Origin of the sequence: Bacillus alkalicellulosilyticus (assembly GCF_002019795.1) — a bacterium.
Classification (GTDB): domain Bacteria; phylum Bacillota; class Bacilli; order Bacillales; family Bacillaceae_F; genus Bacillus_AO; species Bacillus_AO alkalicellulosilyticum.
This window is the reverse complement of sequence record NZ_KV917381.1, coordinates 447227-473547: the sequence shown is the minus strand read 5'-3', so window position 1 is coordinate 473547 and position 26321 is coordinate 447227. Positions and strand designations below refer to the sequence as shown.

Below are 26321 nucleotides of genomic sequence, written 5' to 3'. Positions count from 1 at the left end.
ATGTATCTCTTTCGCTTGGCTTTGTTCTGTTCAGTTTTCAAAGAGCTATTTTCATCACCGTTTGTTAACAGCGACAAAATTTATTATATCAAATCTCAATGTCGAAAGCAAGAACTTTTTTCAAAAACTTTTTTTCTCAATTCGACAACTACTTTATTATAGCCGATGTAGCTAAAAAATAAAAGAGGAAATTTAATATGTTTGTTTCAGTCGTTTTTAGCGACAAAATTTATTATATTTGTTTTGTTCACAAAATGCAATACTTTATTACCAAGAAATTAATCCCAGAAGTTAGCCTTCAACTATTTCAAAGGACTCTGTAATCTTAATACTGTCTTTAACAGATTGCACCATCGAACAATTCTTACGAGTAACCTCTAATGATTTCTCAATTTTCTTCTCATCAAGATTTTGTCCAGTAATCAGAAAGTGCATGTGAATGCTTTGAATCTCTTGAGCTCCAGCTTCATTTCTAGTTACATCCGCTGTCACTTTAATATCAGAAAAAGAAATACGCTTTTTATCTAATACCTTACGTAAAACACCACCACTACAAACAGCAATAGAAGAAACAAGTAATTGGTATGGACGAAACCCAAATTGTTCATTACCTGAAACCGTAAGTTTTCCAAATTCCACTTCAGTTTCAAAACCATTTTCTTTCATTGTAAAAATCATCATAACACTCCCTTTAAAATCCTTTTTATATTTTACTAATATCAGATACATATGTCACGCATTTATATCAGCCAGAAAAAAACAACGGTGTCAGATTTAAGGAACCTGACACACCGTTGTCCAATGTTATATTTAAGATAACACTTCCTTTACGATCTCTTGATTCTTTTTCGGAAATAGATTCTTTGGGATATATTTTTGTACTTTCTTATTTAAATGTTGATTAACGGTTCTTGCTATTTCACCGGTACCTACAATATATATGTTTGTCCACTTTTTCAGTTTGGCTTGTTGCTCTATGATCGGTAGAATCCCCTTAATCCATCTTTTCTGATTTACCAAGCGCCGTTCGTCTACTTTGTCTGTTTGGTTTGTACCGGATGCCATTCTTTCTGTTGCAGCCACACCTTCGTATCGTCTCCACTCATCTTCTTCAATTTCATACGAATAATGCATTTCATCTAATACTTCTCCCAAGTCAACATCTAACGCAAGAACATCATGCTGCTGCACAACTATGATGCCAGTCCGCGGGTAATTTTCATCAATAAGCTTCATCTGGTCTAATACCGGTTTCTCTTCCCAATGAAATTCTGTATCTACCTCAATCGGTATTGTTTTCATATCTAATAATCTTCCATCAGCAGAGGCAAACAAGAGTAATCCCCGTTCCATTTTTGTTTTATGTCCTTTAATTTTAGCAGCTACTTTTTTCTTCACTTTTTTGAAATGCTTTACTTCCTCTTCATTGCCACTAAGTTGAATATACTGTTCTAGCTTTTTCAGACCGTTTTTCAAACGGATTCTCCATTGGTCCTCTTGTACTGTGTTTAAGTAAATCGTAATAACCCCTTGTTCACAAGAAAACTCCGTAAGCCTGTCCATTCGAGTTTCATATCCCATATAACTCCTCCTTATAAAGAGATATGAAACTATTACCTACATACGTTACATTTAAACTTGTTTCTTCGACAAAACCCTTAATTCTTCCGAAGTATACGTAAAATTCCCGTGATGACTTTGTTGTGCAAGAACAAACATAGCTCTAGCTACATCTTTAGCTTCAATCGGGCGATGCTTCGATAAAGGACCACGGAATAAAAATGGCATTTTGACAGAAATCCATGTCGCCAATTCCTCTCCAAATCGAAATTCTTGCCTATCTCCTAATAGTAAAGATGGTCTAACGATAAGAAGAGCATCGTATCCAACTTGCTTCAACTTCTTTTCTACTTCACCTTTAATTCTCGTATAAAAGAAGAATGAATTCTCTTTGGCATTCGATGCACTGACAAGTATATATTGCGTTGCCCCCATCTCCTTACATATGTTCGCAATTTGTAATGGATATTCCACATCTACTTTTCTCATCGCTGCTTTTGTTTTCGCCTTTTTTATAGTTGTACCTAAACAACAAAAAACATCGTCTGCGATAAACTGTTCCTTATAGGTATCAATATGTTCATAATCCCCAACTATCTCCTTAAGCTTTGGATGAGAAATCCCCAAAGTTTTTCTGACAAACACAATCACTTTTTCATATTGCTCTTGTTCAAGTAACAGTCGATGCAGTTCGGTTCCTACTAACCCGCTTGCTCCAAAAATTATCGCTGTTTTATTCACGTTTACTTCTCTCCAATCCCAGGCATGACTTTTTCTTATTTTCCCTATATGATACTTATACAATGTAAATAGGAGACCTTTATATGAAAAATTATTATATCGCTTTACAAGTGTTAATCATGTTCTTCCTATATAATCTTATCGTTTTTTATATAGGCTGGAATGGATGGGCTTGGTTAGCTATAGCATGGCCGTCACTTCCACTCACCTTTTATATCACTGTTGTACTGATTATAGCTTACTCTTATATTTTCGGTCGCATCTTACATCTTCCGTTTTTTAAAATAGTAGGAGCATGTTGGTTTGCAGTCGTTCAGTATGGTCTTCTCATTTTACCGATAGCCAATATCGCTGTTCTATTTCTTAGTTTTGGAGAGATCCCACTAGATCATGTTATTTTTTGGACTGGTGTTGTCGTATTACTTATGCTTATCTTTATTTTTTCTATTGGCTTATATAATGCTTATCAGCCTATCGTTCGTTCTTATCAATTCATTATAAATAAGAAAAGCGAACGAGATAGTATCACCATTGCAGTCGCTTCAGATATGCATTTTGGTGTGTTGTCAGGAAAATCTCATTTACAACGACTCGTAACAAAGATAACCGAGTTACAACCTGATTTAATTTTATTGCCAGGTGATATCATTGATGATGACCCAAAGCCTTTTATGAAAAAGAAGATGGACTCCATTATGGGAAAGCTTAAGGCGCCTTTAGGCGTGTATGGTGTATTAGGCAATCATGAATACTACGGACGAGCGATACCGGCATTTGTACAAATTATGAAAGATATCAACATTTCAATTTTACAAGATGAAATTATTGAACTCGATGATTTGTATATTATCGGAAGAAAAGATAAAACAGATAAAAACAGGAAAGAAATTTCTCAATTAGTTGAGGGACTTGATATTTCAAAGACACTGTTTATGTTGGACCATCAACCATCTGAATTGATGCAAGCTGAACAGCACGGAGTAGATGTTATTTTGTCGGGACATACGCACCGAGGGCAAATGGCTCCTAATCATTTAATTACGAAACGGATTTTTGAATTGGATTGGGGGTATAAGCAAAAAAGCCAGCTTCATGCAGTCGTTTCATCAGGTTACGGCTTCTGGGGCCCACCTATTCGTATCGGAAGCCGTTCTGAAGTGGTTCATATTACCATTCATTTTCAAGGTTAGTTTCGCTCACTTATCAAAAAAGAAGGTGACCTGATTTGGTCACCTTCTTACCCAACTTTCCTCACTTCCAGCTATCTTCTGGGGTCGTAACGATTATTGTTTTTCGGAGACACCTCATTTCAGAGATTCACTTCATTCACAATTGTCTATTGCGACGAAACTGTCCACCGCTATCACCTCATTTGGTTATAGAAACAAAATCGCATGTGAGTCTTGGGCAGGAGCAGCTTTCACTGCGTCCTTGGTTATTATGATGTCCAGAAGAAATGGATTTATTCATTCTTTTTCGTTACTATTTATTTCCTTTTTCGTTTCTTTAAACGTATCTAATGCATCAACCGTCGTATCGCGTAATTCAATAGTGGTTTCTCTTAGATCTTTCACACTGGCAGATATCACTTTAATATCCTCATTAATTTTTTTGACACTAGCGGAGAGCTGATTAGATGTGTTACGAATGTGGTTCAAAAGTTCTTGACGGTTCTCTTTAACAAAAGAGATAAATTCAACCGATGTCTTTTTCGCCTGGCATGCTTCTTTCATTATTTTTTGACGAAGCTTCTTATTGGCAATAATAAAAAGAGCTCCTCCAATTAAGCTACCTGCTACAATCCCCTTCGTAATCGATTGATTGCTTTTGTTTTCCTCAGTCATTACAAACCCTCTCCTTACCGATTGCTTGTCTTTGTTTTATTTTACCAAGTGTAAGTAGAGAAATGCAATGAAACCAAACTGAATGAATAACCATTCATTTTTTGGCGGTATAAAAGAACTGATTTTTTTCTATGACGACGTTTACCTTCTCATACATTTCTAATAAGTCTAAGTGTCCTACCACTTCAGAGATGGTAAGGTCCAATTGTTTTTTATATATAGAAGGAAATAGAATTTCACAAAGTTCAACCGTGTTTTTTCGTCCTTCATTCAATAACGATAAAATGTGATGGGCACGCTTTTCCTGCTCCTCTAATCTTTTTTGAATTACATTTATTCCATTATGTATAGATGGACCATGACCTGATAAAATCAATGTTGGCTGTATGTCACGAAGTTTATGTAAGCTTTCTCGATACTGGAGTAATGTTTTCGGTCTTTCTTCATTCGCTTCGTAAGGTGCTTCAATTAACGCATTTGATGAGACATTAGCAAGAAGATGGTCTCCTGCAATAACAGTCGAACTTTCATTGTGAACTAACATAATATGTGTTTGCGCATGACCTGGTACTTCGATAACTTGCCACCCGTCCAATCCATCAATGGAGTCCCCAGTTTTCACAATTTTATCTAGTTGTTGATAACATGAAAAATCTAAGTATCCTGCTAATACTCTTTGTAACTTCAGAATATTTTGCTGACTAATGCCATGTTGTTGATAAAATTCACTATAAAACTCAACAGTTCTTGCAAGAAATTCCTGATTTTTAGACATCCAAGGAATATTTTTCTCATGACCGATGATGGTAGGCTTTCCATTAAAATAATCAAGCATCCCTATGTGATCGGGATGGTGATGCGTAATCACTATTTGCTCAATGTCTTCCGGTCCATAACCAATTTCATTTAACTGTTGGATAAAACTTTCCCAGGCCTCTTTTGTTTTTGGGCCCGCATCTACTAATGTAAGTGACTCTCCTCTTATTAGATAAACATTTACTGGTCCTACCAAGAAAGGCGTCGGAATTTCAAATTGAATAATCTCCTGTATAATCTTAAATCACTCCTTTTCAATCGAATAAAAAGAGATGTTTAACCTCAGTTGTTAAACATCTCTTTTTCATTAATTGTATACTTCTGTTAAGAAAGGGTCCGTATCTAATGGTTCAAACCCATCCTTCTCCTTTTTCTTAAGTTCTTTAAGCTCCTTAGTCAATAAGTCAATTTTCTTTCTCATATCCTCTAACTCTTTCACTTCGATTGTTGTTGTCATGCTTATTCCCCTCTCCCTGTTATAAGATTCTGATAATTTCCTTTAAAAAAAAATGTACAACCTCACCGTACGAACGCTCGCTCAATTTGAGCGGTTGTTCAATTTATATTTATAAAAAAATACTTTATTGATTTACTAAAGTTAAGAATATTCTAGCAACTATTTTTCGGTTTGTAAATAGGTTTTTTCTAATGTAACCGTTAACACCAGAAATAATTTATACATAATTTATCCACAAACAGATATCCACAGTTTGTTATTATTGTGGATATCATTTGAGGATAACTCCCTTACCCTCTACAACCTAATCATTCACTTGTGTATAACATTGGGGATAACTTACTCAACCAAAAATTTTAGTCTGCCCAATATTCGTTTTTCTTCGTACATTACATATGACACTCTTTGTTGACCAATTTGAGCTGAAATCGATTGTTGGTGAAGGTTTTCTAGACGTCTGACGCGAATGTTTTGCAACTCAATTTGTTCTTGGATGCCGCTTGTAAAATCATCTGGACGATTAAATGTTTCTTGATCTACCCCAAGAATCTCACCTGTTATTTCATAATATAACTGCTTTAATTGTTCATTTGTTTGTGACCTGACCCTTAAAACATGCTTTAGTACTTTTTGAGCTTGCTCTGTTGGTGCAATGACCATTAAAAAATCAAGAGTAATGATGTCCGTGCTTTCTCTTTTCATAATCGTTTCAATGGTTTGTTTCATTTCTTCTTTCGTTCGCAAAAAATATTTTAATCCTCTAGGCTGATATGGGAGCATTCCACGTCACCTTCTTACCGTCATTTTTCTTCACCATAGATCTTATGCCACAATAAAAGACTTTAGTCTAATCAACTTCTGTTAAATTTTTAGTTTTCAAAAAATTGTAACAATTTATTCTACTTAGTACTATAAACAACGTGTAAAATGACAGTATAGAATAAAATTTATAAAAAAGGTCTGATGCAAATGAGAAAACATTCCCTTTCTTTTAAGGAACTTGTATTAGAAAACAAAAAGCAATTGCTACAAGACGATGAAGCGATGAAACTTATAGAACAACGGATTGAAGAAAGACAAGCTAACAAATTAAAATCTCAAACGAAGAAGGTTAATCATTAACATACATTCACTGTTTTTGCATCTAAGTGCAAAGAGGGTGGGACAAAAGGTTCAGTACAACCTTTTGTCTCACTGTTATTGATACTTGCTCAGTATCGACTGAAGTTTGAGTGCATGTCCTAGCTCTCCTTTTATTTTAAGCTTTCCACTCATAAACGCCATTGTCGGATTTAAGCCTCCATTAATAAGCTTTAAAAAGTTTTCGTCAGATAATGATAATGTACAAACTGGTTCTTCTTTAATTTCATCGAAAAAATCAACAGTACCCTCTTTAAAAGTGATTTGGATGGTACCTTCCTCTTCCCCTGATAAATCAAATTGATAGGTTTTAGAAACTCCTTCAATACCTTTTGGATCATCGTTCATCTTTTGTTTAACTTGTTCAAGTGCTTCCCTCACTGCCATAAACGTTCCTCCTCAAAAAAAGAATGAATGCTCATTCATTATACTACAAATGCTTCTTGTTTTGGGTTATTTCTAACTAAAAATCTAGTTCTTGTTTAATTTGTGTAAGAACATCGCTTCGAATGTCATCTGATTCGTTTACTAGTTGATGTCTGCCTTGCTCGATAAAACGAACTCTGCTATTCGGGAATCTTCTGCTTAAAAATCTACAATTATAACGCCAATCAACGGTTGTATCTCGCTCCCCTTGAATAATGGCAATTTCTTTATCATTTATTTTTGATTTTTGAATCGAATGATTCCAGCGAATCATGGCTTGTAGCCAACTCACAGGAAAAGTTGTGTACTGTAATGGATCTTCCTTTCGACTATATCCGTTATATTCTCTGAGTTTTCTTTTTATGTTTCTTACAAAAAGCGAGCCTGTATAATAACCTATCAATGTTGAGAACCAATGAGCTGAACGAACAAGCGGTGCTAGCAATATTACTTTTTCTACATGTATTCTCCGTTCAAGTAAACTCGTAATGACTGCCGCTCCTCCAGTACTATGAGCAATTACATGAAGAGTTGTCTTCCATTGTGCTTGAATGAATTCTGTTAATTCACTAACCATTTGACTATATGCGTTAAAGTCATGAATATGATATGGGGTTCCTGCTGATAATCCATGACCCTGCAAATCAACGGAAACGACTCGATACTTTTCTTCTATTAAAAAACGAATGAGATGGCGCAAACATCCGGTATGATCGTAATACCCGTGTACGAGTAAAATCGTTGCTTTAATAGAATCCTTTGGTTCAAACGCTTGGACATTGACCTCATCTTTTTTACCATTAAATCGACCAAAATAATACGATACCTCCGTCGGAAGTTGGTAATAATTCAAGTAGGTTGCGATCGCGGAATCCTGTTGATATGGAGTGTGACACTGAAAACTATCTTTGCGATTTTTTAGTTGTAAAATCGCTTCTTCAATTTCTCTCAATATAACCACTCCTCCTTTTTGTTATCCTCCTATTGTATCATGCCTTATCGAATATAAATCTAGTTGAATTTGGAATAGATTTGAAAATAATAACAAATAGTAATGGCAGAGATTTGAAATTAGCTTGAAAGGACGAAAACGATGGATAACGTTTTACTCTCACGTATGCTTTTTGGTTCATCTATGGCATTTCATATTATTTTTGCGACATTAGGGGTTGGAGTGACCTTAATGATTTTCATCGCAGAAGTTGTACGAGCAATTACTAAGGATCAAGATTTTGGTACAATGGCGAAGCGATGGACAAAAGGATTTGCGATCCTTCTTGGTGTTGCTATTCCATCCGGAACAATAGTCGGTGTTATGCTTTCTCTTTTGTGGCCAGGCTATATGGAAATTGTCGGTCAGGTCATTGCCCTTCCCTTTCAAGTTGAGATTTTTGCTTTCTTTTTAGAAGCTGTTTTTATGTCTATTTATGTGTATGCTGCCGATAGACTATCAAGTATCATGCGGATTATAAGTGTCTTCTTTGTTTCACTTGGTGCAACTGCTTCTGCTGTTCTTATTACAGATGCACATGCTTGGATGAACACCCCACGCGGCTTTGATATCATCGGTGGAGAAATTGTCAACGTTCGTCCGTGGGAAGCCGTCTTTAATCCTAGTGTCTATGTCACTGCGCTTCACGTTTTAGGGAGCGCTTATTTAACAGGTGCTTTTGTTATAGCTGCGATTGCCGCCTTCCGTTTATTACAAGGGGGATTATCTGATAGAGAAAAATCCTATCATCGCAAAGGCTTGGTTCTTTCATTACTAGTAGGAGCTGTCTTCTCATTCTACACTTCTGTCAATGGGCATGATACGGCGGTAATGCTTCATGAGCACATTCCTGTCAAATTAGCTGCCGCTGAAGGATTGTTTGAGACACAATCGAATGCACCACTTGCTATTTTTGGGACTCCTGATCCCGAAGCTAATCGTGTCGTCGGTGGCATCGAGATACCCGGGATGTTGAGCTGGCTAGCAACCGGATCAACCGATGGTGTTGTCCTCGGTTTAAATGAGTACCCAAGAGAAGAGTGGCCTCCGTTATTTGTTCATACACTGTTTAACATTATGGTCTTTATCGGTACTGCGCTAATTGGAATTTCGTTTTTAGCTTTAGCCTATTTTTTCGTTTTCGTTCGCCGAAAAGGCAACCCTTGGCCTACATGGTTGCTAGTTCCTATTGTTGCAACTGGCCCATTAGCTATGATTGGGATTGAAACGGGTTGGATCTTTAGCTGTACCGGTCGTCAACCTTGGACGATATACGGCATCCAACTTACCTCAGAAGCCGCTACCCAATCAGGAAATGTCGGGACACTCTTTGTGCTATTTATTATCTTATATATCATTTTACTAGTTCTTACCTTTTTAGTGGTTCGTTTTTATTTTAGAAGAAATCCGGTCGCAAAAGAACTGCACACTACGTCAACATAAAATCGGGGGGGAACTCTATTGTCTGATGTTTATATTGCCATTACTATCATATGGCTGTTTCTTTTTGTCTATTCTATTGCAGGCTCAGTTGACTTCGGCGCGGGATTTTGGTCGATGTTTTACTACGGGAGAACCGATACGAACGCAGCTAGCATTGCCAATCGGTATTTGTCTCCATCGTGGGAAGTAACCAATGTTTTTTTAGTATTGTTAGTCGTTGCGCTTGTCACTTTTTTCCCACGTGCTGCTTTTTCACTTGGTACGATTATGCTTGTCCCTGTAAGCTTTGTACTGATGCTTTTAATTATTCGAAGCGCTTTTATGGTCTATTCCTATACGGTACAAAAGTATACGAGAACGTTAACTATCATTTCAGGAGTGACCGGCTTACTCATTCCCGCTTTATTGGTCAGCATGCTCCCGATCGCCATCGGTGGTTTTGTTGAAACCGTCGGAGATACACAATATATTTTATTTAATGAAGCACTGGCTTCTTCTACATTTTATATGCATTTAGGCTTTGGTTTAAGTACGGAGTTGTTTTTGTCCGCTTTGCTTTTAAGTGATTATGCACGAGAAGCAAAATCTGAGTCGACATATCTTGTCTATCGAAGAAACGCAATTATTTTAGGTCCGATTACTTTGGCATTTGCTGTTGCTGCTACCTTTACACTCATTCCAGAAGCACCATGGATGGTTGAAAATATGGCGAGAGAGTGGGAGTTGTTCGCATTTTCGTTACTCGCTTTTGGCATAGGATACAGCGCTCTTTTTTGGCCATCAAAGAAAGTCAAAATCGGACAGCCTCGTGTTGCCGTCCTTGCCATTGTCATTCAATTTGGTCTTGCAAGCTTTGCATATGGTTCTGCTCATATGCCTTACTTGCTATACCCTGATTTAACGATATATGAAGCTTTTACGAATGAAGCGATGTTTAGGTCGTTATTAATTGGGTACGGAATTGGAATGGCGATCCTTATCCCTGCGTTTTTCTTATTCTGGCGCCTTTTTATGAAGGACAAACGATATTTACAAGCTGAAAAACAAGCACAAAAGTAATGGGTTCGGTCCCTCATTCAGTTTGCAAAAAGGTACGCAAAGTTAACCTATATAGCAAGTACACTCCTAAATAAGCTCCTGTCAACAAGAAAAGCGGATTCAAAAAAAGAGCATGAATATTCGTCATAAAGACCGTATTATCAACAAGAATTTGGTGGATAGCCACCGCTGATATATTACCAAAAACAAGTGTAGCCAAGATGGCTGCACTATCGAAAACAACACCAAATTTGTTCCATTTTATGTATATGATGACCATTAATGCAGGTATAACAACACTGCCCAAAATCAATATTATCTTCATATTACTCACCTCAATACCATTGTTTACAACTTCAATCGGTATTAAACGATGTGGGTAAAGTTACGATACACCATAAAGCATAAACAAGGTGAGACATAAGGTTGGTTTCTAGAGGGCACTGAAAAAGTTCGGTTTTTTTAACTTTTACAGTGCCCTCTAAGCAATGTGCGTAACCGTTGCATCTTTTAAAGCTTGCTACGAGTGGGTTTCTCGTGCAGGCGGGCAACTGGTGGAGTCATTGCAACCAAAATAAAGAGCACTGAAAAAGTTCGGTTTTTTTACTTTTACAGTGCCCACTTATTTTACCTTTTGTCTTACCCTCTAGTTTTTCTAGTTCTTCGCTAACTGCAATGCCGTTTCCGCTGTTTTCATATCGATTTGATTTTGCGCCTTTGTATCATGAGGCATGTAATATCCTTTTTCTATCATGTATTTAGATATTTGTTGGTGGAATTCAATTGCTTCCTCTAGGTGACGGCTTAATGTTTGTCTCACTTCAGGGGTTGCTGATTCCGTAATCGCGAAAGCATAATTTTTAATTCCTGATTTGGCGGCAATTAGCATATCTGTAGCGATGACTTGGTCTGTCATCGGCGCTAGCCCGGTTACCTTTTCCATTAATGTGTTCATTCATTTCACCTCTTATGATAAATGAGTTTTTAACTCTTCTAGTTGTTTCGATGACATCGTGACATCCTGTTGCATGATGTCTTTTAATTTTTGGTCCGTGACTAAACCTTGCATCATTGTTGACTTCGTTAAACATAAGCTCTTAAATGTCATAAGCTCATGAATTTCTAATACTTCATGTACACCAAGCTTGTCCACTATTCATTCACCTCGTTTTTCTTATAGGTTATTTGTACCTAAGGCTTGATTTGCATACTCAACGTCTTTTTGGAGCTGTTGTGGGACGTTATAAGCATCATATCTTCCTCGGTCTTGAAGAAATCCATATACTTTTTCATGCTGAGCAATTGCCCCACGTAATTCTTTCGCTAAAAACGTATGTACTTCTGCTGAAGTAGATTCGGTAATTGCTGTCGCAAGGTCTTTTATCGATGCTTTTGTTTCAAACAACATATCCGTTGCTATGACATGGTCCTCAAAACTTAATTCTTTTGATTCCATTCTGCTAGCCTCCTTATTGTTCCATCTGTGTTGATGCCGTACTTAATATGTCCCTCATTTGACCGATCGCAACTGTACTTGTTGCAATATTATGCTGGACCAAAGCTTTCAACTCGAGATTTTCAACTTTTTCAAGTCGGTCTTTTGCTTCCGTTAAACAAGCAATTTTAAAATTAATCAACTCACGCATGTCCGTGATTTCATGAACCCCATATTGACTACTTTTCACCTTAATTCCCCCTTCTTTTATCAATAGTAGTTTTTGTTTTTGTTGGGAAAGATATTCTTTAAGAAGATATAAAAAAGAGCTTGAATGAAGGAGAGAATAATGAAGACATATGACATTACAAATATGATTGTTGATGAAAACTTTGGAGTAGAGGAATATGTAACAGCTGAACTCATGTATGAAGATGAACAATACAGCCTCACATTTAATAAAAGTGATTTGGAACTTGTAAATATGTGGATTTTCAAGAACGGTACATCCCTTCCAGCCAATCTTTCTGATGAGATAATTGAATCGATTCGCGCAGACCTAGAGGCTAGAGTCTATCCGAATGAAAAGAGTGATATCACCATGGAAGACAATGAAAAAAAGAGACAAAAAACAGTATTTAAGGATAACCAGGACCTCGTTCCCGAAGGTACCCTTCCCCTTGGCAGAGAAGATCGTAGCGATAAGATGGGGTCCTTAAATTCAGAAGAAATTCGCTTTAAAAACGCTGATGACATTTATAACGAATATCAATAGAAAATAATCGCCACTAACCTGTAAAATCCCGTTGTGAGTAGCTTTCACAACGGGATTTATGGTTTTAAACCAGCAATAAACGAACCCGCCACTGACTTGTGTAGGTCCCCATCTTCACCACTGTCCGAAATATAAGCTTCTTTCTAACACAGCAACGAGTAGTGTAGTTACTACATTTACAGCAAACAGTGTGATAATGAGCTTTCTTGGATTGGTGGTTACTTTTTTTAGAATGTAATAAATGATTGGAACTTCTATAACTAACGTTAAAAATAAATACCCGAATAGGACAATATAATATGGTCCTTTATCAAAAGCACATTCCCACGCGTATTCTCCGCAAGGACCCTTCATTTCTATAGCTCGAATAACGTAAGGAGCCAAAAAAGAGATAATATTTGCTACTGCCACAATGACAAAGACCTTAATTGAAATCCATAAGCCCCTGCCTACTTTTGCAAATAAAAGAATAGCTATCGTTTCAAATGCTAATGTTGAGACGATTGCAATCGGAAACATCTCTTTTGGACTTCCAGTAACCCAATGCCAAGATGAATTGGCAAAAACGGTAGATTGAATTAAAATTAAAAAGAAAAATAATATAGTTGCATAGACTATTAGATAATTAGTTTTCACACACATCCCCCTGTTCGGTCTAGTTACTTATTTTTACCATAAATATGGTGTAAAGGGAATTTTTTTCTGTAGCTATCGGACATACAGTCCTCTATTTGACTCAAAAACAACCATTTCACATTCTAACGGACTCTCGTTCCTCTATTTGCTTTGTTTTCATAGTAAATCTAGTATTTTTCCAAAAATAGCGTACCGTGTGTCCGTTACGAGTTGAAAAACGTAATTTTCTGCAAAATAAGGGACCCTCTGTCCGTAAGAAAAACAGCAAAGACCAGCCTCTTCAAAAAGGCTGGTTCTTTAGGGTTTAGTTATACACTCAAGAATCGTCCGACTTCTGATTCAACTAGCTCTTCGCCTTCGTAAACAATTCTTCCTTTGTCTACGATATAGAAGTAATCGGCTACGCTTTTTGCAAAGTCAAAGCTTTGCTCTACTAGAAGGATTGACGTGTTGTCATTCTTTTCTTTGATTTCACGGATTACGTTTTGGATGTCACTTACGATATTCGGTTGAATGCCTTCGGTTGGTTCATCTAATAAGATACAAGCTGGCTTCGCGACAAGTGCTCTAGCAATCGCTAGCTGTTGCTGCTGTCCTCCACTTAAATCTCCGCCGCGACGGTGTGCCATTTCTTTTAGGATGGGAAAGTAACTATAAATCGTTTCATCGATTTCTTTGATTTTTCCACCTGTTGCCTCTAACCCAATTAATATATTTTCATAAACTGAGAGCATTGGAAAAATCTCTCGTCCTTGTGGTACATATCCAATTCCTTTTCGAGAACGATAGGTTGGATTTTTCTTTGTAATGTCTTCACCTTCATAGGAAATCGAACCATTTTTCGGAGATAGTAATCCCATAATGGCTTTTAGCAACGTGGTTTTACCTACGCCATTGCGACCCATGAGACAGACGACTTGCCCTGGTTTCACTTTTAGTGAGATGTCACGAATAACCGTGCTTTCATCATATGCTACTTCAAGCTGTTGTAATTGCAACACGCGCCTCATCACCTTTTCTGCCTAGATACACTTCCATTACTCGTTCATTCGTTTGAACTTCTTCCATTGCGCCGTCACATAAAAGGCTTCCTTCATGCATGACCGTTACTTTTTCTGCATATTTGCGAACAAATTCCATATCGTGCTCAACTACGATGATTGAACATCGTTCTTTTAATTTTAAAAGAAGTTCACCGGTTTTTTCTTCTTCCTCTTCTGTCATGCCAGCAATTGGTTCATCGAGTAATAACAAATCTGGCTTTTGCATCATTACCATACCGATTTCTAACCATTGTTTCTGTCCATGAGATAAAATGCTCGCTTCCGTATGACGATGTTCCTCCAACCCAATTAACTCTAATTGTTCTGTAATTTCTTGCTCTTGTTCAGGACTTGTTTTAGCTCGTAAAATGCCCCATAAACTTTTGTCTTGCTTTCTTGCAAGTTCTAGATTTTCATAGACTGTTAAATGAGGAAAAACAGATGGCGCTTGAAATTTACGACCAATTCCTTTACGAACAATTTCAAATTCTTTAAGTTTTGATAAATCATGTTCGCCTTTAAAAAGGACTGTACCTTTGCTATTTTTGGTCTTCCCACATAACACATCTAAAAAGGTTGTTTTCCCCGCTCCATTCGGTCCAATTAAAAAGTGTAATTCTCCATAACCAATCTCAAATGAGAAATTGGTCATCGCATAAAAGCCACCAAAATTCACTGAAATATTTTCACACTGCAGGATTGTTTGATTCGTTTTCATTTACACTTTCCCCTTTCTTTCCACTAAACTTCATTTTTATTTTCTTGAATAAACTCATTAATCCACCTGGCAAGAACAACACAACTACAACAAACACTGTTCCTACGAAATATAACCACGCATCTGGATACGATTCACTAAAGAACGTTTTTGCTAAGTTCGTTAAGATAGCCCCGATGACTGGTCCAATTAACGTCCCTCTTCCACCAATTGCAACCCATAAGATCATTTCAATCGAAGGTACGATTCCAATCATCGTTGGAGAAATGATTCCAACTTGTAATACAAACAACATTCCTGCTAAACCAGCAATCCCTGCTGAAATAGTAAAGACAAAGACTTTGAACATCGAAGTATCATATCCTGAAAAACGAAGGCGGTTTTCCCCATCACGAATCGCAATTAACGCTTTACCAAATCGACTTGCTACAAGTTTTGTACATAGAATAAAAGTTATCACTAGGCAGGCAATCGAAATGAAATAAATCACTTTTTGAGTCGAAGCTGCTCCTAGTGGAAAACCAAAAATCGTTGAGAATCCAGTTAATCCATTCGTTCCACCTGTGAATTCTTGCTTACTTACTATTAAAGTAACCGTTACGATAACCATCGCTTGCGTTAAGATTGTAAAATACACATCTTTGATTCGGTTTCGGAAGGTTACAACCCCAAGGATTGTCGCAATAAACATCGGTATGATAATAGCCATGATAATCGTCAATATTGGATTCGAGAAAATCGCCCAAAACCAAGGCAATTCAGTAATCCCATTCCACATCATAAAGTCAGGAACACTGCCAGCAGATGCTTCTATTTTTAAGTACATCGCCATAATGTAAGCACCAATTCCAAAGAATATCCCGTGACCTAAGCTAAGAACGCCAGTATATCCCCAAAGTAAATCTAAACCAATGACTAAAATCGCAAATGCGATGAATCGACCTAATAAATTCAAACGAAAATCCGATAAAAATAACGGACAAAGTAGTAATAGGATAATTACTGCTAGAAACAACCATTTCCGGTCTAGCAGATATTTAAATAATATAGATTGCATAGTCATACTCTCCTTTATAAAAAGTTGTTTTAGTCAAGTGAACGAGACTGTAACGAGAACAGCCCAGATGGACGCCATTGTAGGAATAAAATAATGAGAACAAAGACAAGAACTTTACCCATTGAGGCATCTGTCCAGTACTCAAAAACGGTATTAAACATTCCAATTCCTAAGGCTCCCACCACGGTTCCAGCTAACATCCCTACTCCACCAACAACAACGACCATAAAGGCATCGACTATGTAGTACATCCCAATCGTAGGACCAATCGGGCCAATTAGCGTTAATGCGGCACCCGCAACACCAGCAAACCCAGCACCAATTGCAAAAGTTGTGGCATCCACTTTACGAGCAGAAATCCCTACACACGTAGCCATGTTTCGATTTTGCATAACTGCTCTTATTCTTCTACCGTTCGTTGTACGGTATAGGAAGTAATAGAGTAAGAGGAAACAAGCGGCTACTAAAATAATGATAAAAATCCTTGTAATCGGAAGTGTCACTCCAAACACTTCCATTCCACCACGTAAGAACGAAGGAGCTTCCACACCAACATTTGGTGCCCCAAAAATCGTCCGAGCGGTTTGTTGTAAAATCAAGCCTACTCCAAACGTGGCAAGTAAACTATCTAACGGACGACCATATAAATGACGGATGACCGTATATTCCAATAACATCCCGATTAATGCTGCCACTAAGAAAGCAAACGGTATAGCTAACACGAAATACCAATTAAATAAATTTTCTGGTAAAAAATCTTTAAAAACCAATTGCATCACATACGTGGCATAGGCTCCTATCATGATAAGCTCCCCATGAGCCATATTAATTACTTTCATTAATCCAAATGTTATTGCTAACCCCAAAGCAATTAACAGTAAAATGGAACCTAAGCTAACTCCATTGAAAACTTGAACCATTATACCTCCCATACTGTACACATCCTCTTCCACTAAGTAGTGGAGTGGACGTCTCCCCAGACATCCACTCACTTTTTTCTTGTTTTATCTTACTTATTGAACAGAACCACTAATTCCACTAGCCCAGTCATATCCTTCTAAGAATGGGTCTGGTTTAATAGGCTCTCCTGAATTCCATACTTCTTTAAATTGACCATCAGCTTGAACTTCACCGATACGAACCGTTTTCCAAATATGTTGGTTGTCACCATCAAAGATAACTTTTCCACCTGGAGCGTCAAACTCTAAACCAGGAGCTGCAGCTCTTACTGCATCTACATCTGTCGTTCCTGCTTTTTCAACAGCTTGGGCCCACATATAAACCATTAGGTATGCTGCTTCAATCGGGTCACCTGTTACACGGTTGTCACCAAATTTCGCTTTATAGTTTGCTACAAACTCAGCATTTTCAGGTGTATCTGTTGTTTGGTAGTAGTTCCAGCTTGCATAATGTCCTTCTAGAACGTCAGCACCAATTCCACGAATTTCTTCTTCTGCGACACTAACAGATAAAATCGTTACATCATCAGCTGTAATGCCTGCATCTGCTAATTGCTTGAAGAATGCTACGTTACTATCACCATTTAATGTGTTGAAAATAACTTGCGGTCCAGACTCACGAATTCTTGAAATGATAGTGTTATAGTCTGTGTGTCCAAGTGGAGTGTACTGCTCATCTACTAATGTCCCACCGTTTGCATCTAATTGTGCTTTAATGATTTGGTTTGCTAGTCTTGGGAAAACATAGTCAGAACCTAGTAAGAAAAACTCTGTTCCTTTGTTCTCTAATAACCAATCAACTGCAGGTACGATTTGTTGGTTTGGAGCAGCCCCTGCATAAAAAATGTTTGGCGAAGCTTCCATTCCTTCATATTGTACGGGGTAGTAAAGTAATCCATTGTGCTCTTCAAATACTGGTAACATTGCTTTACGACTTGCAGATGTCCATCCTCCAAATACAACCGCTACTTCATCTTGTTGAAGCAGCTTTCCTGCACGCTCGGAGAATGTAGGCCAATCTGATGCTCCGTCCTCGATAATCGGAACAAGCTGCTTTCCTAAAACCCCACCAGCTGCATTTATTTCTTCGATGGCTAATAACTCAGCATCGCGTAAAGACGTTTCACTCATGGCCATCGTTCCACTTAATGAATGTAAAATTCCAACCGCAATTTCGTCTTCGCCTACTTCGACTTCTTCACCAGGTTCAGGTGCTCCCTCAGGTGTGTCAGTTCCCCCTGTCGTTTCCTCACCTGCACCACAAGCTGTTAATAACAGTGCAGTTAATCCAACCGTTAACAATGAAGCTACTTTTTGTTTTGCTCTTCCTATCCTTTTCATTGTGTTGTTCCTCCCCTTATTTGTATGTATCGTTTCTTTTACAATTTTTACTTTAACACCGGATGTAACATTGTTCACCTACCATGTTAGAAAAGTTAACATGGTTATTTTCAGACTACTTAAAACCTTCCTATGTATCTTCCAAACACCTGGAATATCTCCTAAACTTTTTGGACAAGATAGTAAAGTATTGGAAAAATCTCACACTAAATACCTTGTTAGGAAACCTGACAAGGTCATTGCAATGGCTTTCTTCTCTATTTACTATTTGAACTAGTTCTAATAGAGAAAAATATACCAAAAAGCTCACATCGAATGTAAGGTAGGTGAAAAAGAATGAAACTAAGCCCAGTGGAACGCGAAAAACTTTTCATTTATATGGCAGGTGAATTAGCAAAATCTCGAAAGGAACGAGGATTAAAACTAAATTACCCAGAAGCAGCCGCGATTTTAAGTTGTTTTGTTTTAGAAGGTGCCCGCGAAGGAAAAACTGTAGCTACGTTAATGAGTGAAGGACAACATGTATTAACAGCTGATGATGTGATGGAAGGTGTTCCTGATATGTTGCATGACATTCAAGTAGAAGCTACTTTCCCAGACGGCGTAAAGCTCGTTACCATTCATAATCCAATTCAATAATAAGGAGGCGCCTTATGATCCCCGGAGAAATTCGCACCGCAAAAGGTGAAATCGAATTAAATAAAGGAAGACGAACACTGAAAGTCAAGGTAGCTAATACCGGAGACCGACCAATTCAAGTTGGTTCTCATTATCATTTTCCTGAAGTCAATCGCTTTCTCTCCTTCCCACGAGGTGAAGCCGCTGGAATGCGACTGAATATCCCTGCTGGAACGGCTGTCCGATTTGAACCTGGCGAGGAAAAAGAAGTAGAACTTGTTGAAATCGGCGGGAATAAAAGGATATTCGGACTTAATGCGTTAACAGAAGGACCAATAGATAAGAAGAAACTCGTCGACAATATCAATCGCTTAGGCTTTAAAGGAGGCGACAAGTAGATGAAGCTCACTAGAAAACAATACGCAAACTTGTTTGGCCCAACAACAGGAGATCAAGTTCGCTTGGCGGATACTGACCTTTGGTTAGAAGTTGAAAAAGATTATACCGTATACGGTGACGAATGTAAGTTTGGTGGCGGAAAAGTATTACGTGATGGCATGGGACAAAGTGGTGTACATACTCGAGATGAAGGTGTTCTTGACCTTATCATAACCAATGCAACAATCGTCGACTATACCGGCATTTACAAAGCTGATATTGGCATAAAAGAAGGTCGAATTGTCGGTATTGGAAAAGGTGGAAATCCAGATGTGATGGATGGTGTTGATGACAATATGATTGTCGGCGCAAGCACAGAAGCAATCGCTGCGGAAGGTCACATTATTACAGCAGGAGGGATAGATGCTCACATCCATTTCATTGCACCCCAACAAATTGAGGTGGCGATTGCTTCCGGATTAACTACAATGATTGGTGGCGGAACAGGACCAGCCACCGGATCGAAAGCGACAACATGTACGCCTGGGGAATGGAATATTCACCGGATGCTTGAAGCCGCTGAGGAGTTTCCTATGAATATTGGTTTTTTAGGAAAAGGAAACGCAGCTTCGACTGGACCATTAGTAGAACAAGTCAAAGCTGGAGTTATCGGCTTAAAGCTTCATGAGGATTGGGGAACAACTCCTGCTTCGATTGATGCTTGCTTGACTGCAGCCGATGAGCTTGATGTTCAAGTTGCCATTCATACGGACACATTAAATGAAGCTGGATTTGTTGAAGATACGATTGCTGCGATTAAAGACAGAGTCATCCATACATATCATACAGAAGGGGCTGGCGGCGGACACGCTCCAGATATAATGAAGATTGCTGGCTATCCAAACGTCCTCCCTTCATCAACAAATCCGACACGCCCATTTACCGTAAACACAATAGATGAGCATTTAGATATGCTTATGGTTTGTCATCATCTTGATCCAAACGTTCCGGAAGATGTGGCTTTTGCGGACTCTCGGATTCGACCAGAGACGATTGCTGCTGAAGATATTTTACATGATATGGGAGCTATTAGTATTATCTCCTCCGACTCTCAAGCGATGGGGCGTGTAGGAGAAGTACTGATTCGAACATGGCAAACCGCCGACAAAATGAAAAAGCAGTTTGGCTTTTTAAAGGAAGACGAAGCCAATCAAAACGATAATACGAGAATTAAACGCTATATCGCCAAATATACCATTAACCCTGCAATTGCTCATGGAGTCAGTCATGAAATTGGATCTGTTGAAGTAGGAAAGCTTGCTGACCTTGTCTTATGGGACCCTGCCTTTTTCGGAGTAAAACCAGAGCTCATTCTTAAAGGTGGCCTTATCGCATATTCACAAATGGGCGACCCGAACGCATCGATCCCAACGCCACAGCCGGTGTTTCAACGACCGATGTTTGGAAGCTTAGGCAAAGCAAAATATTCAACGTCGATGACATTTTTATCTCAATCTGCTTTTGAAGATAAAGTTCATGAAAAACTAGGATTACAGAAAATGATTGGTGTCGTTAAAAACTGCCGTAACATCGGCAAAAAAGATATGAAATGGAATAGCGAGACACCAACGATAGACATCAATCCAGAAACATATGAAGTAAGAGTAGATGGAAAACGAATTGAGTGCGAGCCGTTTGAAACTGTTTCAATGGCCCAGCGTTACTTTTTATTTTAGGGGGAAACACACATGTTAATTCACAAACTTATAGGAAATGTAAAAGACTCCGCGGTTAACGAGGAAACGATTGAATGGCTTGAGCTGGATTGGGAGGAATTAAACAAGCGCATTTTACGTAAAAACACGGACAAAGGTCGAGAAATTGCTCTTGCTCTTGAAGACAATCAATCTCTTGAAGTCGGTTCTATTCTATATCAAGAAGGCGACGTGACAATTGCGGTTCGCACGATAAAAGAACCTGCTTTCGTTGCTACCCCAAAGTCTATGAGAGAAATGGGAAAAATGGCGTTTGAGCTTGGAAATCGACATACGCCATGCTTAATTACAGATGAAACGATAACGGTGAGGTTCGATGCTACATTAGAACCGCTATTTAAAGAGGTAGGTATCGCTTATGAAAAAACAGAAACCAGATTTGAAACTCCATTTAAATACAAGGGACACCACCACCACTAATTTCAAAAAATTGCATTTGCTACAAATTCACGATTCTGCTTTTCCTATCGGTGCTTATACCCACTCATTTGGAATGGAAACGTATATTCAAAAAGGGATCGTTCGAGATAAAGCAACATTGGCTGAGTATTGCCAAACGTATCTTTTCTCAAGTCTCGTTAGTGGGGACGCTCTTTTTGTTAAACAAGCTTATCTCTATGCTAAAGAAAAAGATTTGAAAGCATTACTTGAACTTAACCAGCTTTGTCATGGGATGAAAATTGCGTATGAATCTCGAGAAGGCAGCTTAAAGATGGGTAGGCAGTTTTTACAAACCGTCCTCCCTCTTGTTGATTCTCCATTCTTCACCGAGTGGAAGGAATCTTGTAAACAAAGTCATTATGCAATTATCTACGGAATGTATTGTGCCGAGATGGAATTAGACGAGGACTTATATATCTCAGCGTTTTTATACTCCTCTACTGCTAGTCTTGTTCACAATGCCGTTCGTGCGATTCCACTTGGGCAAAACCAAGGGGTTCAGACCATTTTTGAGTTACTTCCTTCTATTGAAGAAGCAACAAGTTTAGTAAACTCGAAAACCATTGATGATGTAGCAAACAACTCTATCGGCATAGAACTAGCTTCGATGGAACACGAAGCGCTATACAGTCGATTATTTATTTCATAGGAGATGATAACATGAAACCAGTTCGTATCGGAATCGGAGGTCCTGTCGGTTCAGGAAAGACAGCCTTAACAGAAAGATTAACAAATGCCCTTCATAAGGATTATAGTCTTGGGGTCATTACAAATGATATTTACACAAAAGAAGATGCAGAATTTCTTACAAAGAACGGTGTCCTACCTCCAGAACGAATTATAGGAGTAGAAACAGGAGGTTGCCCCCACACAGCCATTCGAGAAGATGCTTCGATGAATTTTGAAGCGATCGACGAAATGAAGTCTCGGTTTGATGACTTAGATATTATTTTTATCGAAAGTGGCGGAGATAATCTTTCTGCAACGTTTAGCCCAGAGCTTGTTGATGGTTTCATCTATGTTATTGATGTAGCAGAAGGACAGGATATTCCTCGAAAAGGCGGACCAGGCGTAACACGTTCAGATTTACTAGTTATCAATAAAATTGACTTAGCCCCTTACGTGGAAGTTGACTTGGATATCATGAAAGAGGATGCTACTAAGGCCCGCGCTGGTCGTCCTTTCATTTTCACAAACCAGAAAAAAGACATAGGTATTCCAGAAGTCATTGAATGGATAAAAAAACACATGCTTTTAGAGGATATGTATCAAGCGGAGGCTGTAAAAGGTGGCCATTAAAAAAAAGGTCAATGAGTTGCATGGCAACCTATCTTTGACTTTTGCAAAACGGGGTAAGCAAACAAAGCTTACCTCCAATTTTGCTACTCCACCTCTACGGGCAAGTCGTTCCCTTTATTTAGATCACGATGACCGAGCTACCGTTTACTTAATTGAAACATCAGGTGGAATGGTTGCCGGCGATTACAACAAGACGTCGATTGAATTAGAAGCCAACAGCCATGGTCGACTTATTCAACAGTCATCAACCAAGATTTATCCTTCCGAATTTGGTAGAGCTTGCAATCAGGTAACCGATATTAAATTAGCGGAAGATTCTTCCCTTTACTGGGTTCCAGAAACAATTATTCCTTATAAAGATTCGATTTATAATGGACAAACGAAAATTCAGCTAGAACCTTCTTCTACGTTATTGTATGGGGAAATCATATCATCTGGACGCGAAAAGAGTAATGAATCATTTGAATTTACGAGCTTTCAATCATGTACCGATATCCGATTACAGGATGAGTGTATTTCCTATGATAGCCTTCGTTTTTTAAAAGGGCAATTTGAACCAACCAAGTTGGGTATGTTTGAATCCGGAACCTATCTTGGTTCAGTTTGGTACTATTCCCCACTTGTCACCGGAACAGACCGTGATGAAATAAATCACTTACTAAGCGCCTCGTCAAACCACAGAGCAGCCTCAACGCATTTTCACCGTTCTGGCATTTATGTTCGTTGGATTTCTAACGATTTATGTTTAGTAAAAAAAGAAATGACAAACGTTTTCTCCCTTTTATCTCAAAAGCAAGAGTAGTCTACATTTCGACTATTCTTGCTTTTTCCTTTGATTCTCCCTCTTTAACATACATCAATTTCCCGCAATCGACGAATTCAATCATTTTCTGGGAAATAACTGTTGAGTTTTAGAGTATCACGCTTATATTGTTGATTTATTGCCATGAAAACATGTCGATTTAACAAGGTTTACTAGGTATGATTATGGGAATAGGAATAATAACGAAAACAGGAGTGATTACATGTTGAAAATCATGTTTATTCAAACAGGAATGGGTGTCGATTTACATGGTCAAGATGTGACAACAGCAGCAAAACGTGCTGTCGAAAACGCCATTCATTCCAACTCAATGCCGGGACTACGTTCAACTCTGCCTGACAATGATATTAATCAAATGAAGGTACATGTAAAACTTGCGATTCCGTTTGACGAGGAAAAGCTAGATGAAGATGCCATCAAAGAACTTTTACCTTATGGGACCGTAACCATTGAAACAATGAAAGGCGGAATGGCTACAACAAGTGGTGTCATCTTAAAGGATAAAGGTGACAAAAATGACTTAATGTACATCGTCGTCGCATCAATTGAAGTCGGATTTTAAAGGGTGTGACAAAAGGTTCCGTACAACCTTTTGTCACACCCTTAGCTATTCAACTCTGTCAATCTATTTACCTCTCTTGTTTTGCTTTCATATAGTTTTCATACGCTTCTTCTACTTTATCTGGGGTTTTTGTAATAGATGACAGTCGTTTGTGTATATCCACAAGTAAAACATAACACCGGAATAAAACTCCAATGACGATGGCACCGAGAAGATACATTCCAACAGGACCAAGGAAGATTAAACTCCCAACTAGAATTGCTGCTATCATTGCTCCTAATAACTTCACTTTTTTCCTCCTATGCTGAATATTCTTCTGCCTTACTATGTTTCAATTCCTCGATAAGATATTGCTCTATCTTCTTCGTGTCATCTTCATGAAAAACGTGGGAAGATACGGGTAACCACAACAGTCGCTTTCCTTTTAAAGCATCAACTCTATTAAAATAGTCTTCGACAAGAGAACCAAATACATGAACATCCTTTTCACCATGGATAAAAGTAACTGGGAGCTTTAATTGTGGTGCCGTCTGTTGAAAATGGACCGTTGCGAAATCCTCTATCATTGTAAGGTGATACACTAGCGGAAACCCTTTGGCAAAAGTATTATACATATCGATAAAACTGTACTCTTCAGACCGAAGCATATGTAACGCTACTTTTGCAATAGATGGAGCTTTCGTATTTTCGTCTTTGTATACCATAGACTTAAAACTCCCTTGCCATTTTCGCAGAACACCCCATTGCTGAAAGCTTTCTGTAAAAGGAGGTTCACCAACGGCTTCTAGTTCTTTTAAAGCTTGCTTATGGTTCCTTTTACGAGCTTCCTCTTTAGCCCATTCCATACAAAGTTTATCGTTTTCAGCCCAATTTACAATTTGCGAAACACCTATATAAGAATGATATTTTTCAGGAAAGCGGTTAGCTAAATGTAAACCAATCACACTTCCCCAAGAATGTCCTACTAGAAATAGTTTGGATTGCTGAAATCTATCACATAGATATTCTGTCAATTCCTTCGCATCAGAAATAAACTGCTCAAGGTTCATTGAATCTTGTGATATATGTTTATGATATGATTTCCCTGTTCCACGTTGATCCCAGAACACGACAATGAAATGCTTTACCAGTTCTTTTGTGTTCGTTACAATTGTGTAATCTTGCCCTTTTGATGAAACACCAGGCGTCGGCAAAGACGGCCCTCCATGTAAAAATAACAAAACGGGTAAATCGAGCGATTCTCCTTGAAGAAGGATTGTTTGTTCAATACCACCTATCGGTACTCTTTCTACCTTTGAAATTCCTGTTTCAGGAATAGCAAAGTCCTTTTTTTTAGTAAAAAACATCTTCGTATCTCCTTTAATGGTTAGATTAAAAGCTATTAACTGATTGAATTTAAGAACAATATGACTAGTAGGACACCAATGGGTGGCAAAACAAAGTGTATAATTTTTTGTTTCATAAACGATTTCTCTTCATTTGCTTCTCTAAATGATAACAATAATTCTTCTTTTAACACTTCTATATCTGGAAAACTAGAACTCTTTTTAAAGTCTACTGTGTAATGCTGCTTTTTTTCTCCTTCATCGGTACTTGGTGAACTTATTGTGATGGTTGTTTCATAGTCTATCATTTCATAAATGCCATCATTCCATGATACGTCTGTTTTCGTCGCTTCATAACGGTATAAGATGTTGTGATGAGACAGTACTTTTTCTATAATCTCTTTTACTTTTTCTTCCGTTGTATAATAAATCGTTATATTTCCTATTTTTCTTATTCTATAAATTGTAATTATTAACGTAATCGCAAAAAGTCCAAATACCGCCCATTTCAAATATGGATCATAATTAAGTAAAGAACCACATGTAAATAGAACAAAACCAAAAATGTGACCCCATTTCCCCTCCGTTACTACACCTTGATTTTTAATTAACCTTAATCCATCAAACATAAAAGCTAAGACGATTATTACGCCACCTATAATAAATATTAAATTTGCCAT

At 38.0% G+C, this 26321-nt stretch carries 36 protein-coding genes; 13 read left to right on the top strand and 23 right to left on the bottom strand.

The features are described from left to right. Positions 1-291: 291 nt before the first annotated feature. The 3 genes from BK585_RS02345 to BK585_RS02335 all read right to left on the bottom strand — a co-directional run bounded on the left by BK585_RS02345 (position 292) and on the right by BK585_RS02335 (position 2301). Entirely contained in the window at positions 292-678 is a 387-nt protein-coding gene (locus tag BK585_RS02345; protein ID WP_078551543.1) for an OsmC family protein, read from the bottom strand. A 132-nt stretch (positions 679-810) separates the two neighbouring features. Continuing rightward, positions 811-1581, bottom strand: coding sequence for a VLRF1 family aeRF1-type release factor (locus BK585_RS02340; RefSeq protein WP_078551541.1), 771 nt, complete (start codon positions 1579-1581; stop codon positions 811-813). 51 nt (positions 1582-1632) lie between these two features. Then, the gene (locus BK585_RS02335; RefSeq protein ID WP_078551539.1) at positions 1633-2301 is read right to left on the bottom strand and encodes an NAD(P)H-binding protein; all 669 of its coding nucleotides are present in this window, start codon (positions 2299-2301) and stop codon (positions 1633-1635) included. A gap of 83 nt (positions 2302-2384) precedes the next feature. Here BK585_RS02335 and BK585_RS02330 point away from each other — a divergent pair, with 83 nt between their 5' ends. Beyond that, positions 2385-3491 carry a metallophosphoesterase gene (locus BK585_RS02330; protein WP_078551537.1) on the top strand — a complete coding sequence of 369 codons (1107 nt, stop codon included), beginning with the start codon at positions 2385-2387 and terminating at the stop codon, positions 3489-3491. A gap of 276 nt (positions 3492-3767) precedes the next feature. On the opposite strand, the gene BK585_RS02325 is transcribed toward BK585_RS02330, so the two are convergent. The 4 genes from BK585_RS02325 to BK585_RS02315 form a co-directional block, all read right to left on the bottom strand. Beyond that, positions 3768-4145, bottom strand: a complete 378-nt coding sequence (locus BK585_RS02325; RefSeq protein ID WP_078551536.1) for a YtxH domain-containing protein — start codon at positions 4143-4145, stop codon at positions 3768-3770. A 94-nt stretch (positions 4146-4239) separates the two neighbouring features. After that, positions 4240-5157 (bottom strand): MBL fold metallo-hydrolase, encoded by a 918-nt coding sequence (locus tag BK585_RS02320; protein ID WP_170885452.1) that lies wholly within the window; start codon positions 5155-5157, stop codon positions 4240-4242. Between the two features lie 111 nt (positions 5158-5268). Beyond that, complete coding sequence (locus BK585_RS23860; RefSeq protein WP_170885451.1) at positions 5269-5418, bottom strand: hypothetical protein; 150 nt, start codon at positions 5416-5418, stop codon at positions 5269-5271. Positions 5419-5757: 339 nt separating this feature from the next. Continuing rightward, positions 5758-6198, bottom strand: coding sequence for a hypothetical protein (locus BK585_RS02315; protein ID WP_078551534.1), 441 nt, complete (start codon positions 6196-6198; stop codon positions 5758-5760). Between the two features lie 189 nt (positions 6199-6387). Here BK585_RS02315 and BK585_RS02310 point away from each other — a divergent pair, with 189 nt between their 5' ends. Continuing rightward, on the top strand, positions 6388-6540 hold the full coding sequence (locus tag BK585_RS02310; protein ID WP_139367479.1) for an FbpB family small basic protein: 153 nt from the start codon (positions 6388-6390) through the stop codon (positions 6538-6540). Positions 6541-6615: 75 nt separating this feature from the next. Here BK585_RS02310 and BK585_RS02305 read toward each other — a convergent pair whose 3' ends face one another. Continuing rightward, entirely contained in the window at positions 6616-6945 is a 330-nt protein-coding gene (locus tag BK585_RS02305; protein ID WP_078551530.1) for an SCP2 sterol-binding domain-containing protein, read from the bottom strand. Positions 6946-7021: 76 nt separating this feature from the next. After that, positions 7022-7936, bottom strand: coding sequence for an alpha/beta hydrolase (locus tag BK585_RS02300; protein WP_170885450.1), 915 nt, complete (start codon positions 7934-7936; stop codon positions 7022-7024). Positions 7937-8077: 141 nt separating this feature from the next. Between BK585_RS02300 and BK585_RS02295 the strand changes: the two genes are divergently transcribed. Next, complete coding sequence (locus BK585_RS02295; protein WP_078551527.1) at positions 8078-9418, top strand: cytochrome ubiquinol oxidase subunit I; 1341 nt, start codon at positions 8078-8080, stop codon at positions 9416-9418. Between the two features lie 18 nt (positions 9419-9436). Continuing rightward, on the top strand, positions 9437-10477 hold the full coding sequence (locus BK585_RS02290) for a cytochrome d ubiquinol oxidase subunit II (protein ID WP_078551525.1): 1041 nt from the start codon (positions 9437-9439) through the stop codon (positions 10475-10477). Positions 10478-10490: 13 nt separating this feature from the next. Here BK585_RS02290 and BK585_RS02285 read toward each other — a convergent pair whose 3' ends face one another. The 5 genes from BK585_RS02285 to BK585_RS02265 all read right to left on the bottom strand — a co-directional run bounded on the left by BK585_RS02285 (position 10491) and on the right by BK585_RS02265 (position 12141). Further along, on the bottom strand, positions 10491-10781 hold the full coding sequence (locus BK585_RS02285) for a transposase (protein WP_078551523.1): 291 nt from the start codon (positions 10779-10781) through the stop codon (positions 10491-10493). A 330-nt stretch (positions 10782-11111) separates the two neighbouring features. Beyond that, positions 11112-11411, bottom strand: a complete 300-nt coding sequence (locus tag BK585_RS02280; RefSeq protein WP_078551521.1) for a spore coat protein — start codon at positions 11409-11411, stop codon at positions 11112-11114. A 12-nt stretch (positions 11412-11423) separates the two neighbouring features. Then, positions 11424-11564 carry a hypothetical protein gene (locus BK585_RS02275; protein WP_245805896.1) on the bottom strand — a complete coding sequence of 47 codons (141 nt, stop codon included), beginning with the start codon at positions 11562-11564 and terminating at the stop codon, positions 11424-11426. A gap of 66 nt (positions 11565-11630) precedes the next feature. Then, on the bottom strand, positions 11631-11912 hold the full coding sequence (locus tag BK585_RS02270; protein ID WP_078551519.1) for a spore coat protein: 282 nt from the start codon (positions 11910-11912) through the stop codon (positions 11631-11633). A 13-nt stretch (positions 11913-11925) separates the two neighbouring features. Then, positions 11926-12141 (bottom strand): hypothetical protein, encoded by a 216-nt coding sequence (locus tag BK585_RS02265; protein ID WP_078551518.1) that lies wholly within the window; start codon positions 12139-12141, stop codon positions 11926-11928. A 99-nt stretch (positions 12142-12240) separates the two neighbouring features. Here BK585_RS02265 and BK585_RS24285 point away from each other — a divergent pair, with 99 nt between their 5' ends. Further along, positions 12241-12666, top strand: coding sequence for a hypothetical protein (locus BK585_RS24285; RefSeq protein ID WP_212567921.1), 426 nt, complete (start codon positions 12241-12243; stop codon positions 12664-12666). 114 nt (positions 12667-12780) lie between these two features. On the opposite strand, the gene BK585_RS02255 is transcribed toward BK585_RS24285, so the two are convergent. The 6 genes from BK585_RS02255 to urtA all read right to left on the bottom strand — a co-directional run bounded on the left by BK585_RS02255 (position 12781) and on the right by urtA (position 18420). Next, positions 12781-13302, bottom strand: coding sequence for a hypothetical protein (locus BK585_RS02255; protein WP_245805767.1), 522 nt, complete (start codon positions 13300-13302; stop codon positions 12781-12783). 308 nt (positions 13303-13610) lie between these two features. Beyond that, positions 13611-14303, bottom strand: coding sequence for an urea ABC transporter ATP-binding subunit UrtE (gene urtE, locus BK585_RS02250; RefSeq protein ID WP_078551516.1), 693 nt, complete (start codon positions 14301-14303; stop codon positions 13611-13613). Continuing rightward, positions 14281-15063, bottom strand: coding sequence for an urea ABC transporter ATP-binding protein UrtD (urtD, locus tag BK585_RS02245; protein ID WP_078551515.1), 783 nt, complete (start codon positions 15061-15063; stop codon positions 14281-14283). The genes urtE and urtD overlap by 23 nt, the downstream gene beginning before the upstream one ends. After that, positions 15032-16120, bottom strand: coding sequence for an urea ABC transporter permease subunit UrtC (gene urtC / locus BK585_RS02240; RefSeq protein WP_078551514.1), 1089 nt, complete (start codon positions 16118-16120; stop codon positions 15032-15034). Before urtC ends, urtD begins: the two co-directional genes overlap by 32 nt. A 29-nt stretch (positions 16121-16149) precedes the next feature. Then, positions 16150-17052, bottom strand: a complete 903-nt coding sequence (gene urtB / locus BK585_RS02235; protein ID WP_078551513.1) for an urea ABC transporter permease subunit UrtB — start codon at positions 17050-17052, stop codon at positions 16150-16152. An 81-nt stretch (positions 17053-17133) separates the two neighbouring features. Then, positions 17134-18420: an urea ABC transporter substrate-binding protein gene (urtA, locus tag BK585_RS02230; protein ID WP_078551512.1), complete on the bottom strand. Its 1287-nt coding sequence runs from the start codon at positions 18418-18420 to the stop codon at positions 17134-17136. A 336-nt stretch (positions 18421-18756) separates the two neighbouring features. Between urtA and ureA the strand changes: the two genes are divergently transcribed. From ureA to BK585_RS02190, 8 genes are all read left to right on the top strand, one after another. Next, positions 18757-19059, top strand: coding sequence for an urease subunit gamma (ureA, locus tag BK585_RS02225; RefSeq protein ID WP_078551511.1), 303 nt, complete (start codon positions 18757-18759; stop codon positions 19057-19059). A gap of 14 nt (positions 19060-19073) precedes the next feature. Then, positions 19074-19436: an urease subunit beta gene (gene ureB, locus BK585_RS24280; RefSeq protein ID WP_078551510.1), complete on the top strand. Its 363-nt coding sequence runs from the start codon at positions 19074-19076 to the stop codon at positions 19434-19436. Beyond that, entirely contained in the window at positions 19437-21152 is a 1716-nt protein-coding gene (gene ureC, locus BK585_RS02215) for an urease subunit alpha (RefSeq protein WP_078551509.1), read from the top strand. A 12-nt stretch (positions 21153-21164) separates the two neighbouring features. Further along, entirely contained in the window at positions 21165-21611 is a 447-nt protein-coding gene (locus BK585_RS02210; protein WP_078551508.1) for an urease accessory protein UreE, read from the top strand. Beyond that, on the top strand, positions 21550-22281 hold the full coding sequence (locus tag BK585_RS02205) for an urease accessory protein UreF (protein WP_078551507.1): 732 nt from the start codon (positions 21550-21552) through the stop codon (positions 22279-22281). The genes BK585_RS02210 and BK585_RS02205 overlap by 62 nt, the downstream gene beginning before the upstream one ends. Before the next feature lie 11 nt (positions 22282-22292). Beyond that, complete coding sequence (gene ureG, locus BK585_RS02200; protein WP_078551506.1) at positions 22293-22931, top strand: urease accessory protein UreG; 639 nt, start codon at positions 22293-22295, stop codon at positions 22929-22931. After that, positions 22921-23733, top strand: a complete 813-nt coding sequence (locus BK585_RS02195) for an urease accessory protein UreD (protein ID WP_078551505.1) — start codon at positions 22921-22923, stop codon at positions 23731-23733. Before ureG ends, BK585_RS02195 begins: the two co-directional genes overlap by 11 nt. Positions 23734-23956: 223 nt before the next feature. Beyond that, on the top strand, positions 23957-24316 hold the full coding sequence (locus BK585_RS02190; protein WP_078551504.1) for a Lin0512 family protein: 360 nt from the start codon (positions 23957-23959) through the stop codon (positions 24314-24316). Between the two features lie 67 nt (positions 24317-24383). Here BK585_RS02190 and BK585_RS02185 read toward each other — a convergent pair whose 3' ends face one another. From BK585_RS02185 to BK585_RS02175, 3 genes are read right to left on the bottom strand one after another with little or no spacing between them, the layout of a single operon-like run. Continuing rightward, positions 24384-24605 (bottom strand): hypothetical protein, encoded by a 222-nt coding sequence (locus BK585_RS02185; RefSeq protein ID WP_078551503.1) that lies wholly within the window; start codon positions 24603-24605, stop codon positions 24384-24386. A gap of 10 nt (positions 24606-24615) precedes the next feature. Then, on the bottom strand, positions 24616-25662 hold the full coding sequence (locus BK585_RS02180; protein WP_078551502.1) for an alpha/beta fold hydrolase: 1047 nt from the start codon (positions 25660-25662) through the stop codon (positions 24616-24618). 35 nt (positions 25663-25697) lie between these two features. Continuing rightward, positions 25698-26321, bottom strand: a complete 624-nt coding sequence (locus BK585_RS02175; RefSeq protein WP_078551501.1) for a hypothetical protein — start codon at positions 26319-26321, stop codon at positions 25698-25700.

Excerpts from the sequence above, each read along its gene's own strand:
- BK585_RS02345 (WP_078551543.1), bottom strand. The coding sequence starts at position 678 with ATGATTTTTACAATGAAAGAAAATGGTTTTGAAACTGAAGTGGAATTT.
- BK585_RS02340 (WP_078551541.1), bottom strand. The coding sequence starts at position 1,581 with ATGGGATATGAAACTCGAATGGACAGGCTTACGGAGTTTTCTTGTGAA.
- BK585_RS02330 (WP_078551537.1), top strand. The coding sequence starts at position 2,385 with ATGAAAAATTATTATATCGCTTTACAAGTGTTAATCATGTTCTTCCTA.
- BK585_RS02325 (WP_078551536.1), bottom strand. The coding sequence starts at position 4,145 with ATGACTGAGGAAAACAAAAGCAATCAATCGATTACGAAGGGGATTGTA.
- BK585_RS23860 (WP_170885451.1), bottom strand. The coding sequence starts at position 5,418 with ATGACAACAACAATCGAAGTGAAAGAGTTAGAGGATATGAGAAAGAAA.
- BK585_RS02315 (WP_078551534.1), bottom strand. The coding sequence starts at position 6,198 with ATGCTCCCATATCAGCCTAGAGGATTAAAATATTTTTTGCGAACGAAA.
- BK585_RS02310 (WP_139367479.1), top strand. The coding sequence starts at position 6,388 with ATGAGAAAACATTCCCTTTCTTTTAAGGAACTTGTATTAGAAAACAAA.
- BK585_RS02305 (WP_078551530.1), bottom strand. The coding sequence starts at position 6,945 with ATGGCAGTGAGGGAAGCACTTGAACAAGTTAAACAAAAGATGAACGAT.
- BK585_RS02295 (WP_078551527.1), top strand. The coding sequence starts at position 8,078 with ATGGATAACGTTTTACTCTCACGTATGCTTTTTGGTTCATCTATGGCA.
- BK585_RS02285 (WP_078551523.1), bottom strand. The coding sequence starts at position 10,781 with ATGAAGATAATATTGATTTTGGGCAGTGTTGTTATACCTGCATTAATG.
- BK585_RS02280 (WP_078551521.1), bottom strand. The coding sequence starts at position 11,411 with ATGAACACATTAATGGAAAAGGTAACCGGGCTAGCGCCGATGACAGAC.
- BK585_RS02275 (WP_245805896.1), bottom strand. The coding sequence starts at position 11,564 with ATGACATTTAAGAGCTTATGTTTAACGAAGTCAACAATGATGCAAGGT.
- BK585_RS02270 (WP_078551519.1), bottom strand. The coding sequence starts at position 11,912 with ATGGAATCAAAAGAATTAAGTTTTGAGGACCATGTCATAGCAACGGAT.
- BK585_RS24285 (WP_212567921.1), top strand. The coding sequence starts at position 12,241 with ATGAAGACATATGACATTACAAATATGATTGTTGATGAAAACTTTGGA.
- urtD (WP_078551515.1), bottom strand. The coding sequence starts at position 15,063 with ATGAAAACGAATCAAACAATCCTGCAGTGTGAAAATATTTCAGTGAAT.
- urtC (WP_078551514.1), bottom strand. The coding sequence starts at position 16,120 with ATGCAATCTATATTATTTAAATATCTGCTAGACCGGAAATGGTTGTTT.
- urtB (WP_078551513.1), bottom strand. The coding sequence starts at position 17,052 with ATGGGAGGTATAATGGTTCAAGTTTTCAATGGAGTTAGCTTAGGTTCC.
- urtA (WP_078551512.1), bottom strand. The coding sequence starts at position 18,420 with ATGAAAAGGATAGGAAGAGCAAAACAAAAAGTAGCTTCATTGTTAACG.
- ureA (WP_078551511.1), top strand. The coding sequence starts at position 18,757 with ATGAAACTAAGCCCAGTGGAACGCGAAAAACTTTTCATTTATATGGCA.
- ureB (WP_078551510.1), top strand. The coding sequence starts at position 19,074 with ATGATCCCCGGAGAAATTCGCACCGCAAAAGGTGAAATCGAATTAAAT.
- ureC (WP_078551509.1), top strand. The coding sequence starts at position 19,437 with ATGAAGCTCACTAGAAAACAATACGCAAACTTGTTTGGCCCAACAACA.
- BK585_RS02210 (WP_078551508.1), top strand. The coding sequence starts at position 21,165 with ATGTTAATTCACAAACTTATAGGAAATGTAAAAGACTCCGCGGTTAAC.
- BK585_RS02205 (WP_078551507.1), top strand. The coding sequence starts at position 21,550 with ATGAAAAAACAGAAACCAGATTTGAAACTCCATTTAAATACAAGGGAC.
- ureG (WP_078551506.1), top strand. The coding sequence starts at position 22,293 with ATGAAACCAGTTCGTATCGGAATCGGAGGTCCTGTCGGTTCAGGAAAG.
- BK585_RS02190 (WP_078551504.1), top strand. The coding sequence starts at position 23,957 with ATGTTGAAAATCATGTTTATTCAAACAGGAATGGGTGTCGATTTACAT.
- BK585_RS02180 (WP_078551502.1), bottom strand. The coding sequence starts at position 25,662 with ATGTTTTTTACTAAAAAAAAGGACTTTGCTATTCCTGAAACAGGAATT.
- BK585_RS02175 (WP_078551501.1), bottom strand. The coding sequence starts at position 26,321 with ATGGCAAATTTAATATTTATTATAGGTGGCGTAATAATCGTCTTAGCT.